Source organism: Saprospiraceae bacterium (assembly GCA_016713025.1).
Taxonomy (GTDB): Bacteria; Bacteroidota; Bacteroidia; order Chitinophagales; family Saprospiraceae; genus OLB9.
In genome coordinates, this window is record JADJPZ010000003.1 from 828,367 (window position 1) to 841,590 (window position 13,224).

The 13,224-nt window shown below is 38.6% G+C and carries 10 protein-coding genes; 1 reads left to right on the forward strand and 9 read right to left on the reverse strand.

Going from position 1 to position 13,224, the window contains the following annotated elements:
- The first annotated feature begins 7 nt into the window (after window positions 1–7).
- Complete coding sequence (gene thrC, locus IPK35_06300) at window positions 8–1,297, forward strand: threonine synthase (GenBank protein ID MBK8052886.1); 1,290 nt, start codon at window positions 8–10, stop codon at window positions 1,295–1,297.
- A 208-nt stretch (window positions 1,298–1,505) separates the two neighbouring features.
- Here the strand turns inward: thrC and IPK35_06305 are convergent, their stop codons facing one another.
- From IPK35_06305 to IPK35_06345, 9 genes are all read right to left on the reverse strand, one after another.
- Entirely contained in the window at window positions 1,506–1,808 is a 303-nt protein-coding gene (locus IPK35_06305) for a hypothetical protein (GenBank protein MBK8052887.1), read from the reverse strand.
- Window positions 1,809–1,872: 64 nt separating this feature from the next.
- On the reverse strand, window positions 1,873–2,370 hold the full coding sequence (locus tag IPK35_06310) for a HAMP domain-containing histidine kinase (protein MBK8052888.1): 498 nt from the start codon (window positions 2,368–2,370) through the stop codon (window positions 1,873–1,875).
- The gene (locus IPK35_06315; protein ID MBK8052889.1) at window positions 2,364–4,589 is read right to left on the reverse strand and encodes a hypothetical protein; all 2,226 of its coding nucleotides are present in this window, start codon (window positions 4,587–4,589) and stop codon (window positions 2,364–2,366) included. Before IPK35_06315 ends, IPK35_06310 begins: the two co-directional genes overlap by 7 nt.
- A 133-nt stretch (window positions 4,590–4,722) precedes the next feature.
- Window positions 4,723–6,012 carry a nuclear transport factor 2 family protein gene (locus IPK35_06320; protein MBK8052890.1) on the reverse strand — a complete coding sequence of 430 codons (1,290 nt, stop codon included), beginning with the start codon at window positions 6,010–6,012 and terminating at the stop codon, window positions 4,723–4,725.
- A 102-nt stretch (window positions 6,013–6,114) separates the two neighbouring features.
- Window positions 6,115–6,492, reverse strand: coding sequence for a response regulator (locus tag IPK35_06325; GenBank protein ID MBK8052891.1), 378 nt, complete (start codon window positions 6,490–6,492; stop codon window positions 6,115–6,117).
- 20 nt (window positions 6,493–6,512) lie between these two features.
- Entirely contained in the window at window positions 6,513–8,270 is a 1,758-nt protein-coding gene (locus IPK35_06330; GenBank protein MBK8052892.1) for a hypothetical protein, read from the reverse strand.
- A 489-nt stretch (window positions 8,271–8,759) separates the two neighbouring features.
- Window positions 8,760–10,322: a hypothetical protein gene (locus tag IPK35_06335; GenBank protein ID MBK8052893.1), complete on the reverse strand. Its 1,563-nt coding sequence runs from the start codon at window positions 10,320–10,322 to the stop codon at window positions 8,760–8,762.
- A gap of 633 nt (window positions 10,323–10,955) precedes the next feature.
- Window positions 10,956–12,779 carry a patatin-like phospholipase family protein gene (locus IPK35_06340; GenBank protein ID MBK8052894.1) on the reverse strand — a complete coding sequence of 608 codons (1,824 nt, stop codon included), beginning with the start codon at window positions 12,777–12,779 and terminating at the stop codon, window positions 10,956–10,958.
- A gap of 61 nt (window positions 12,780–12,840) precedes the next feature.
- A complete protein-coding gene (locus IPK35_06345; protein ID MBK8052895.1) occupies window positions 12,841–13,218 on the reverse strand; it encodes a response regulator in 378 nt (125 codons plus the stop codon).
- Window positions 13,219–13,224: the final 6 nt, after the last annotated feature.

The following is a 13,224-nucleotide window of genomic DNA, read 5'->3' on the forward strand; positions in this document are numbered from 1 at the left end:
CGTCATGATGCAGCTATATAGTACCAACAATAAAAATTTAAAAGTCTCTCTAAAGGAGGCAGTCATGCAGTCATTGGCACCTGATAAAGGTTTGTACATGCCGGAAGAGTTTCCCAAATTGGCCAATTCAGTGATCAGCGGACTAGAAAGTCTTTCCTTTCAGGAGATTGCTTACGAAGTGTCACATGCCATCATTGGCAAGTACATACCATCAAACGACCTGCAAGATATGGTTTACAAGGCAATAAATTTTCCAGCACCTGTACGAGTACTCTCTGAGACTGTAGGCGCACTGGAACTCTGGCATGGGCCAAGTCTTGCATTTAAAGATTTTGGAGCTAGGTTTATGGCCGCCTTGATGTCGTATTTTATAAGAAATGAAGACAAAAAACTGACCATATTAGTAGCTACCTCTGGTGATACTGGCGGGGCTGTAGCTGCTGGATTTTACGATACTCCGGGTATTGAAGTCATCATCCTGTATCCATCAGGAAAAGTGAGTGATCTTCAGGAAAAACAACTGACCACTCTCGGTAAAAACATCACTGCGCTGGAAATCAATGGTACTTTTGATGATTGTCAGGCATTGGTCAAACAAGCATTTCTGGATGGTGAACTTAATAAAAAATATAATCTAAGTTCCGCCAACAGTATCAACATTGCCAGACTGATTCCTCAGAGTTTTTATTATTTTGAAGGCTACAAACAAGTCAAATCATTTGGAAAGGATGTAGTATTCAGCGTTCCAAGCGGAAATTTTGGCAATCTGACAGCCGGGCTTATTGCCAAAAAAATGGGCCTTCCAGTAAAAAGATTTATTGCAGCTACCAACATAAATAACATTGTGCCAGACTATCTTCAAAACGGGATATATCAAACCAGACCATCTCAAGCCACCATCAGTAACGCCATGGATGTGGGTGACCCAAGCAACTTTGTGAGAATACTGGACTTATACAATCAGGATTATAGCACCTTGAGCAGTCAGGTTTCAGGTTTCTGGACAGATGATCGTGGTACCAGAGAAGCTATGATCGATGCATATACCCGCTACAACTATATTTGTGATCCGCATGGTGCCATCGGATACAAGTCGATGACAATGCTGAAGGATCATGAATTTGGTGTGTTTCTGGAGACAGCCCATCCGGCAAAATTTCTGGATACTGTCAATGATACCTTAGGCATCCAAACCGAAATTCCGGAAACTTTGGAAATATTGAAGGCAAGGGTAAAAAACGCAACTTTTTTGGAAAATGATTTTGATAGCTTCAGAGGACTGCTTTTGAGTACTTAACTTTATAAATGTTGCATCGCATTCGCCTATTACTATTGATATCGCCCTGTGTATAACAAATTGCACAAATTCATATTTTCTTCCCCACTACCCTCATTCCCTAAAGAGTCTGTCAAGCTACGCTTGAGACGCCCTACCCTTTACCACTCATCAGACATCTGATCTCCCCTTCAGGGCTACCGTTTACACACAATTAGGGGGGAGAGTCTTATAGTCTGTATCCCACCATAAGAGTTTGAAATTTTTCATACCCCCATTTGTATGTTATTGTACCTGGTTTGCGTTGTGAAGCATATCCCTTCCATCCTCCGATTCTTGCTGTGATCCATAATGCCCATGCTAATGAATGTTCGGGATGAGGATTTTTTTGTTTTTCTGTGGCTCCTTGATACACTTTATTTAGCTGTTCTAAACACTTCACCTCCTCTTCTTCAAAAACTTCTTTTAATTCTATTGAGGTGTCTCCATCTCGTGCCTCTTTTAATAGTTGTATTTTTAATGATGCTTCCATACCCAAAATTAATACATACAAACAAAAGCAGCGATAGTATTTTGATTGACTTCATATTGATTGTTTAAAGGGTTGGTATCTGAATGATAAAAGATGTTCCTGCCTGCGCTGTCGCTACGGCAGGCAGGCCTTCTCCCACCTGACTTTCAATCGGCAACTCTCCGCCATGTGCCTTGATGATATCATTAGTAATACTAAGTCCGAGCCCTGTGCCTTCAGTTCCTTTTTTGGTGGTAAAAAATGGCTGCAGGATTTTTTCTTTGATTTCATCCGGTATGCCCGGTCCGTTGTCCATGACTGAAATCGAGATGGTTTTACCTTCTTTTTTTGATGTGACGGTCAATTTTGGCAGATAATTGCGGGACTGATCGGTTAATGTCTTTGATCGCATGGCATCAAATGCATTATTGCACAGATTGATGATCACTCTGGTAAAATCTTCCTTGATAAGCTGTACCCATCCTATTTTTTCATCCAGATTCAGGGCAATATCGACATTGATCGGATTTTTTCCTGCCCGCATGCCATGAAAACTAAGATTGACATACTCTTTTATCAACACATTGAGGTCGGTTTCTTCTTTTTGCCTGTACCGCCCCTCGAGTGTTGCAGCATAGAGTTGACGATGCCATTGGCTCGTGTGCCATGTTCGTGCACTTTTTTGAGATTGGACCTGATATCAGAAAGGATTTCATCTATCAGACCTTCATCTCTCGATTCCGGGTTTTTAGCCCTTTCTTCATCTATTTCTTCCAGCATTTCCAGAGAGACTTCTGAGAAGTTGTTTACAAAATTCAGTGGGTTTTTGATCTCATGTGCGATACCGGCGGTGAGCTGACCAAGAGAAGCGAGTTTTTCCTGTTGCACCAGTTGGTTTTGTGTTTTTTTGATTTCATTCATTGCAGCCTCGACGATGGCTTTTGCCTCCTCCAGTTTTGAGAAATCCTCATATCTGGCATATGCCGTAGAAAAAGCGTCAGCAAGATGCTGGACCAGCTCAAGGGCATCATGACTTAATGGAGCAACATTTCCTACATATAGCATACCTTGCAGGAAAGGAAGAAAATGCAGATAAAGATCTTTGGGAAGGTTTTCATTCACATATTTTTCACCGCTGCCCACAGCTCCAAGTCTAACAAGATCTTTTGTATACGCTATAAAAGCGGCTTCATCCATATGATCATTGAATATCGTCTTATCATGCCAATGACTTACGATCTGCCTTGATTGCGCGGTGGCATCGTAACCCAGTCTGAACGTGCTCAATGATTTGCCACCCGGTGTAGACAGGTAAGTCTGAATTTCTTCTGTCTTTTCATTCATGATAAAAACCCCGCATCTTATAAAGTCAATTCCCAGGATGGTAAGTTCCCTACAAATCAAAGGAGTGATGCTTTCCAGGTCTTTCTTGGTGCGCATACTGGCTATTTCTGCCCTGACTCTGTCCACCGAAGAGCGTTTGACAGTGTCCAAAGCCAGTGCTTCTGCATACCGCAAATCGAGATATCTGCGATAGGTTTGTGCAAACACCCCCGCAAAGCGTATGAATACGGCAATTGATTGGTCAGAAAATGCCTCTTTTGAAAATACATAAAGGCAGCCTTCGTTAAAATAAAAGTCTGTATGGACTATTTTTGTCTGTTCTGAATAGTAGTCTCTTTTGATTTTGTAATCGGACTGGCTTTTTATTGTGTCATAATATTTCAATTTATCGTCCCCTTCCAGGATGTAATGATTGGTTGCCGATTTATTTACCCATCCCTTGTATGCACTCTCCAGCAGACCATGTCCTTTCATATTGATGTGACCTATGGTCAGTTCAGCCTTGCCTTCAGGTGATTTAGCCGCTGTCCAGGCTTCCATCATTTCATCAGGCTGCATGATGCCTATACCATAACGGTCTTGTGCTGTAAGTACTCCGAGTGCTGTAAGTTCATCAAACAATGTTGCTACACTTTCACCCACATCATTGCTATTGTGCATGGCCAAATATCGGCTTCGTACTCTTTCCAATGCCGCTTCTATATGTGCCTCTCTTGCTTGTGCTTCTGCATTTTTTAAATCATTGAAACGTGTATAACTTGAATCAAATACTTTTCCAAAGCGGTGAAGTATATCGAGTTGCTCAACCGTTTGCTGAGAGGGGCCAGATGCTTCAATTAATCCAAAAGTATTGAACGACCCGGAAATAACAGTATGTTCTGAAGTTTTGATTCCAACTTTAACTTCATCAGAAAGGAGTGAAAGCTCAGTTTCATTAAGTAATAATTCATCAATATTTTTCTTTTCGCTTCCCTTTAGTTCGTAGACCCAGGTTGATACTTTTTCTTTCCAGCCTTTTATTATCGCATCATAGTAAGGATGTTGGAGCCTATTAATAAAATAACTCGTTGTATTTTTTTTATCTTCTGAATTGGCCATCCATATTCTTGCATCAAAAGTTTCGTGATTAAAAATCCAAATAATGCATCGTGCCAGTACTAAGTCCAGTTTTTTTAATTCTTCAAATAAGGTAGCTACCAATGCCGATAGCTCAACAGAATTATGCATAGCCATCGCTCTGGCTCTCACTCTTTCCAATGCCGCTTCTATCTGTGCCTCTCTTGCTTGCGCTTCTGCTTTTTGCAGATCAAGGAAGCGGATATAAGCCTGGTTAAATGCCGTAGTAAAACGGCTGATGATGTCCTGTTGTTCTTTCGGTAATGGCTTCAGGCTACCCGTCACCAGCAATCCAAACTGATCAGATGAGCCGGAAAGATAAATGCTTTTTACTGCAGCCATATCTTCTTTTATAAAATCGGGTAACCTAGAGAGCTCTGTTTCGATGAAACCAAATCTGTCCCAATCCTTTTTCTCTTTTCCTTCAAAAAGGTACTGCCATTTTTCTTTCTATTTTGCCAGCAGTCGAGATACATCAGGTGTGAAGGATGCTGATTTTTCTGTATAAAAACCCATTTTCTGCCAGCAGGCCTTCCTTACCGGCCAGCCACCAGGTGATTCCCTGATTTTCAGGATTGACGATCATGATAAATGCCCTGTCGAGTTTGGCATCCAGTTTTGTAAGTTCTGCATATAGTTTATAGATAATTCCACTTAAAGCTGATGAATCCATCATAGCCATAGATGCTGCTCTCACTCTTTCAAGGGCAGCTTCTATCTGCGCTTCACGTGCCTGAGCTTCGGCTATTTGTATATCCCTAAATCGCTGGTAAGCAAGATTAAAAACCTGATGAAAACGTTTGAATAATATCAAAACTTTTTCTTCCATATCCCGGTACAGTGACAATCCCAGTCCTCCTTCGCCTATAGAAAGAAAACTGTAGCTAACTACTGACGCGTGATCTAATAACGGGTCCGAAAACTGTTTCACTTCCTTTCGGTGAGTGCGCCAAGTGTCAAGTTCTTTGCCTGTAAGGCTTCCTATAAAATGTCCGTTACGGGATACAATCATCTGCCTCACCATTTCATTTTCTACCGGACTTTGTTGATATTGTGTATCTTCAATGGTAGGCTGTTCATAAGCCGGAAAATACTGATAACAAAGGTATTGTCCGATATTTTCATTAATGATGGCTGTCTGCACATTTCGGATATGATCGACACCAAACTGCTGCAACTGTGCAGCAATAACCCTGCATACATCCAGCATGTCATCCGGCTTTTTCATACCCATAGCTGCAGATCTCACTCGTTCCAATGAAGCTTCTATTTCCAGTTCATTGGTCCTTACTTTTACTGCCTCAAGCAGCCTGGCATTTTCAGCCTTCAGTGCATTTGTAGAAAAAGCCTCGCCTTCCATGGCTTTCATGTCGGGATAAGAACCATGTTGATGCAAGGCCATCCAACCTTTTTCAGTCTTTTCCAACAGGGATGACATCCTGAATGGTCCATACAAGATCCATTCTCCTTCTATCATTATATATACATCTGTAAACTCATGCAACATGACTTGCGAACCATAAGGGATGATATCGATCTCCCTGTTTCGGAACTCAACATGTCCTTTCATCTGATCCATCATCCAAGTGGTATATTCCAGAATCTCCTGTTTACTGTTCCATATTTCTTCTTTTGTACCGCCTATATTGCGATAATCATCCCGAAGAAATGTGGCCCAGGTCTCCAGATCACCTTTAAGGTAGGTCGCCCAGTAGGTTTCTATCCATTGGGTCAATTCTTGTTTTAGTACTTCAGTTATAAACATTCCTTTATGGTATTTATGGGTGTTGGAATAATGAAGGTTGTGTCATCACCTTTTTTAAACTTGATTTGCTGCTTTTGTGACTTTTAGTAAAAATCTTGCAGTTTATTTATTTAACAGGCCTTGAATTTCATCTTTCAACGTATCGAAATCTATGGGTTTAGTATAAAACCCTTTTGCTCCTGAGCTCATTGCCCTGTCATAATTTTCGCTGTCGCCGTAAGCTGATATCATACTTACTTTGATTTCGGGAAATTCGGCTTTGACTTTGTCCAGCAGGTCAAGTCCGGTCATGCCGGGCATATTGATATCCGAAAAAATGTACATCACTTCAGGAGGTTTGCGACTTCGGAGGATCTCAAGTGCTTCGTTTGCCGAAAATACAAACTCTATTTCAATCTCTCCGCTCCTGATTTCTTTTCTGAGTTTTTGCCGAAACAAGATTTCAACATCTTTTTCATCATCTACTACTAAGAATTTCATGATTTGATTTTTTTAAGTGATTAAATGTTTAAATTAATTGTGAATGTAGTACCAGTATTTGTATTGGATTCGACTGAGATCTCCCCGCCATGCGCCTTCACAATATCATAAGCGAGAGAAAGGCCCAATCCTGTTCCCTGCCCGGTTGGCTTGGTGGTAAAAAAGGGTTGAAAGATTTTGTCTTTGATGGCGTCGGGGATGCCGGAGCCGTTGTCGGAGATGGAAATTTGGATGCTTTCATTTTTGCTCTGCTCACCCCCGGCCCCTAAAGGGGTGACCATCCCTTTTGTTCTCACAGATACTTTTGGCTCGTATGTAAAATCTGTCAAATTCGCATCGCCCTTTTGCCTAGATAAATTTAAAAGATTGGCTTTTTCGTTGACTGCATAAAAGGCGTTGGTGATGAGATTGAGCAGGACTCTGCCGATGTCTTGTGGGATGATGTCTATCTTTGGCAGGTTGGGATCGAAATGGGTTTCCATCGTGGCATTAAAATCTTTGTCTTTCGCTTTAAGCCCGTGGTATGATAAACGAAGACATTCGTCAGCAAGTGCATTGATGTCCGTGGCTTCTTTGGTGCCCGAGCTCTTGCGGGAGTGCTCGAGCATACCCTTGACGATGCTGCTGGCTCTTTTTCCATGGTGGTTGATTTTAGTTAAGTTTTCTTTGATATCAGTCAAAATTTCATTTTCCAGCTCCTCGTTCCTCGCTCTCTTCTCCTTGCTCCGTTCTTCCAAAACTTCTTCTATCAGCTCATTACTTACTTCACTAAAGTTATTGACAAAATTTAAAGGGTTTTGTATTTCATGAGCAATGCCAGCAGTGAGTTCTCCGAGGGAGGCGAGTTTTTCTTTTTGAACGAGTTGGTCTTGGGTAGATTTTAAGTTTTGCAAGGATGTTTCCAAGGCAAAAGTTCTTTCCTGCACTTTTTCTTCTAAAAGTTTATTTTGTTCTTTTACCAAACGTTCATTTTCTTCAAGCCGATGAAAGGCTAAGGCTTGAGATTCGGCGGATTCTGCCCTATATATTTTGATACTATTGGCCAATGCAAACGATAAAAGGATACATTCGAAACAATTGCCTATGAGTGCAGCATTTAGAGTGAGATAATGATAAGTTACAACGCCTAATACTGTCAATAGACTTATGATTGCGCCTGTTAGAGAAAAGGACCAGGCAATCACATAATATTTCGCACTTTTATTTCCGCCAATGTAGGCGTAAATACCAGCAAAGAATAAGGAAAAACAAACTAAGGTAACTAATATTTGTACTAAATTATTAGTAAAAGGTTGAATTTTTAAATATTCCAACGGAATCAAAATAGCCAATAAAATAACAGCACCCATCATAATTTGATAGTAGCGAGGGGTTGATGCTCTTGATTTCAAAAAGCTTAAAGAGAATAAAGCTGCGGTGATACCGGTTATTTGAATCCCTACGAAACTTGTAAGAAATTGAGAATCAATCCCAACATAATACCACAAGCCAACAGAATGGGAATATGAATAAGCCGATGTCAAAACATTTAGACAATAAAGTAGGTATACTCGCTCTTTTACTAAAAAGAAAATAAAGAGATTAAATAAAAACATGGCCATTATGATGCCTACTAGCAAGCTAACAAAAATATCTTGTCTGTTTTTGGTGTCAACCAAGGTTTTTAGGGTGGATATGGTTACCGGAAAATAAAAACTGGAATGAGATTTAGCTTTTATATAAATCAGGGTTGGTTTTGTACCTATATTAAACGTGGAATTACTCCTTTTAAAAAACATGTCCGAATTTTTAGCAAAATTTCCACCTATCTGAGTCAATTGCGCTCCTGTCTCACTAATAGTCAACACCTCGATATGCTGTAATTCAGCGTTGTCAAAAGAAATAAACAAAGGCTCATTCGTCAGATTTTTAATATACAGTTTTACACCAATACTTGCAGTTGTGTTCCCAAAATTCATGATCGGTGTTTCACTTTTTTGGAAAACCGCATCAGGGAGGGTTTGTACTTGCGCCAAGGTAAGGCTATCGTTTCCATCAATATGAAAACGAGCAAACTGCCCAATATCAATTACAGATTGATTTTTGTTATAAATGAGGGTGTCTTCTGCTTTTATACTTAGAGAGGATAAAACCAGAAAATTTAGAAAGAAAAAAAACAAAATATACTTGTTCATTTTTTAAGATTTGTGCCATTCGGCCGATTTGATTGTCAGATTGGTTTTTTTTAACACATATTATTTTTTATCCAAATCCCCATACACTTTTCATTATGTGCATGGTAATGTTACGATAAATGTTGTACCTTCCCCCTCGGTACTTTCTACATCTAAGGTACCTCCATGTCCTTTCGTTACAATATCATATGAAAGAGAAAGCCCCAACCCTGTACCTTGACCAGTCGGTTTAGTGGTAAAAAAGGGTTGGAATATTTTATCTTTAATATGATTTGGTATACCGTTGCCGTTATCTTTTACAATTATTAAAACTTTGTTGCCTTCTTTCTTTGTAATTACTTCAACCGTTGGTGCATATCCCAGAATTCCTTGCTTAGATTTTTCATTCACGATGTAAAAGGCATTGTTGATAAGGTTTATAATCACTCTGCCGATATCTTGTGGGATGATTCCTATCTTAGGCAAATTGGGATCAAAGTGGGTTTCCATCCTTGCATTAAATGATTTATCTTTTGCTCTCAGACCATGATACGTCAGCCTAAGATATTCATCACATAATACATTGACGTCAGTGGATTCCTTTTGTCCGGTGGATTTTCTGGAGTGCTCCAGCATACTTTTGACGATGTCGGAGGCTCGTTTTCCGTGGTGGTTTATTTTATCCAGGTTTTGCTGAACATCCTTAGCAATGGCTATCACTTCATCATAATTACACTTATTAACCTCATCAACCATATCAACAATCAACTCATTACTTACTTCACTAAAGTTGTTTACAAAGTTGAGAGGATTTTGAATCTCATGTGCGATGCCTGCGGTGAGTTCACCAAGACTGGCCATTTTTTCGGATTGGATGAGTTGGGCTTGGGTGGATTTTAGGGTTTCCAGAGACTGATGTAGCTCTGAGGTACGCTCTGTCACTTGAGCTTCGAGTAGCTCATTTTGATTTTCAAGAATGTGTTGCTTTTCTATCTCTTGTTTGATGGCTTGGTCTTTCAATTGTTCATTTAAAGCCAACTGATTGCTTAATTCTTTATTTGTTTCCCTATTTTCTATACCTATTACAATGGATAAACCTATAGGTACTGAAATAGATCCAAACGTAAAAATAATATCTACCCAGTAAGGCGAAAAACCAATAGTCAGGTCATTATGTCCAGTAGGAGAGATACCATAATTGAAGGAAAGTATGACAATGGTAATTAAAATTAACCCAATAATATTAAAACCTATAAATACACCCAAGACGGTAAATCCTTTGATGTCTTTATTCAAACCTTTTATGACCAATCTTAATAAAATAAAGAAACTATACAGTGAGCCTACCAATAACATAAAGGTCTGATATGGTTTCCCGTATGTAGATACAGACACAAGAATGTAGGCGACTTCATATGCTATCAAAATATAATAATATTTATCATATCGTACTTTTGCCATTCGATATACTACTATGGCCAACAATACGACCACCACGCCTATAAGTGCATTAGCCATATTAAGGGTGAAAAACCTATTTTCAACCAGATGTTCGGATTGGCCTATAATTTTCAAAACCCTAATCATAGAAGCGCCTAAAAAGTATATCGCCAACAATAACAAGGTTTTATTATCTCTCTGATAAATAAACAATGCAAGATGAAATATAAATAACATAAGTATCGCCCCAATGGTAAATACATCCAATCCTTTGTAATAGGCATTAAAAGATCGTTGTTGTTGCAATGTATGGACCAGGTGTACTAATGTGGCTTTGAATAAATTGTTTTTTGTTAAACCAAAAATAGTCGTGTATTTTATGTCAGGTTGCAGTCTGTATCTTATAGCTAATGTATAAATACCGATGGTATCTATAGGTAAAAGTATAGGTATCTCAAGTGGGTCATATGCAATCACTTTGTTAGAATCCGAGTCAAAATTACCAAATTGATGTATTAGTTTACCATTCAGGTATATTTCTGATGCTCCGGCTTGGTTGACAGCGATTCCAACAAGGCTTTTGAGTTGATTTTTTACATTAAGTTGTATTCTAAGCCATTTAATATCTTTGTCAAATATTTCGGGTAGCTTTGCTATTTCCTGAGTTGGATCTATTATAGACCAATCGGAATCGTTATAATTCTTATTTGCCCAATCAGGGTTGTCTCCTTTTTTATATTTCCAGCCTTGGTCAAGCAACAATCCTTTTGCAGGTATGCTATCGATAGTAATCATATTGTTTTGCTGAGCAAAGCACTGTAAGGAAATAAGCAAAAAGATACCAGATAATAGTTTCATATTTCTGTTATATTATTTTGTGTATTGTTCAATAGTGTTTTCAATTCCGGATGTATCAGATGTCCAAAATTTTTCTTTAGGATTTAAATTTTGGAGAAAATGGTTCATTTGATCATATCCTTTTTTTAAAATGTCACGCCATTTGGTGTCATCCAAAAAACTAACACCTTTTAAGTCTAACTCTATGTATAAAGTAGCTTCTGACTTATTTTGTTTTTGTCGGAGCGTGCTATTGAGCGTCAGTGAGTTAATGATAATGGAAGTCATCCCAGGAAGCCTGTATTTTTTTCGCTTTAGGAGTTTATCCCAAAACAAAGTACTTGCCGAAGGAATTTCTTTAATATCCGTAAGTCTGACAGATGGACCTGATAATGCTATGGCGATGACATGTCCTACTGGATAGCTATACATGGGCTCAATAGGCAGATTGTCCACCACTCCGCCATCAACATGGAGCTCTTTGTCTATGATCACCGGAGGAAATACACCAGGAATGGCAATACTGGCCAAAACTCTTTGCTGCGCCAAACCACTTTTATGAATACTGACAGAAGATGTTGAAAAATTAGAAGATACACAATATGAAGAAATCCAAAAATCTTCAATCTGGGTATCACCAAATAAATATTTAAGGTGATGGACCAGTTTTTTTCCTGACAAAAGAGAAATTATTGGAATGGTAAGGTCATTTGAAATTAATCTCTTTTTTGCAGCTTGTTCGGTATGAAATTCAATTTTTTGATAATCAAAATCACAAAAGGAGATAGCTAATCCATAAAGGGCTCCTGCGCTTGTGCCCCCAAGAATATCCACAGGTATTCCAGTATCTAAAACAGCTTTTACCGCTCCGATATGTGCAAAGCCCTTAGCACCGCCTCCACCCAAGACCAAACCTACTGCCTGATTTCTTACTATTCTGCAAAATCTGCCTACATCAACAATGTTATTTTTTCTGAAGTGGATATGTAAATCCAATTTCCTATCCTTGAGCCATTTGCTGGTTCCTTCGGGTTGGCTTGCATTTTCAGGATGTAATAGCAGTAAGTATATTTTTTTATTCAGTATATTGTTTTGATAGAGCAGATGGTCCCTTTCGATTTTATATAATTGGTTGGACGCATAAAAGTCAGTTGCTATAATGATCAAGTCTGCATACATTAGACATTTATTGGTCCATTCGGGCTCATTTTCGCTACAAACCATAAAATTTAGTCCTTCGTTATTTTCAATGGACACAAACGCCTCATCGTAATTTTCTTTTGATATATTATCATGGTGGTAAACTTTAAAACGTACACGAGTTGTTTCAAATTCTTTTTGTATAGCTTGTATCCAGGTACTGATGTCGTTTTGATGTTGTAAATTGATGAGCGCGATATTTTTTGGAGGCGCTTGTAAATGGTTTTGTAAGTGATTGCTTTTGACCCGCTTTAGTAAAACAGAAGTCAATTTTGATGCAAATTCAGGGAAAAGAGAAGTTAAATGAAAATAATCTTTTTCATCAAGTTCTAATACTACAGAAGGACGCATGGCATAAGCGGTTGCCATTCTGGGATCATTACTAAAAAATGCAAACTCTCCTATGGGTTCTGCTTCTGCGATATCTCCAAGTTTTTGAACAACATTATCAATTTCTGAAATAATACGAAACCTGCCTGACAGAACTATGTACATGGTTTTGTTATAGTCCCCTTGTCTGAAAAGTGTATCACCGGTTTCAAAATGTAAAACCTTACCCTCTTGAAGCATTTGTTGGAGTAAGGCGTCACCAATATCATCAAAAACTTTTGAAAGTACTTTTAAATAATGAATATCAGGAGTTGAAGAGTACGCCATAAAGTGATTTTAAGTAATAATGTGGTCAAATGCAGAATAGTTACTAGTAAAGATAAAAAATCTAGATGTTTACAATATCATAAATTTCCTTTTTTAAGGAGTCAAAATCTATGGGTTTTGTAAAAAATCCTTTAGCGCCTGAACTCATGGCTCGTTCATAGTTTTCACTATCACCATAAGCCGATATCATACTCACCTTGATATTGGGAAACTCCGCTTTGACTTTGTCCAACAATTCAAGTCCTGTCATACCTGGCATATTGATGTCCGAAAAAATGTACATTACCTCAGGCGGCTTATGACCTCTTAATATTTCTAATGCTTCCTGACCTGAAAAGGCAAATACTAATTCGAGATCACCATTTCGGATTTCTTTTCTGAGTTTTTGTCTGAAGAGAATTTCGATGTCGTTTTCATCATCTACTATAAGGAATTTCATCTTTTT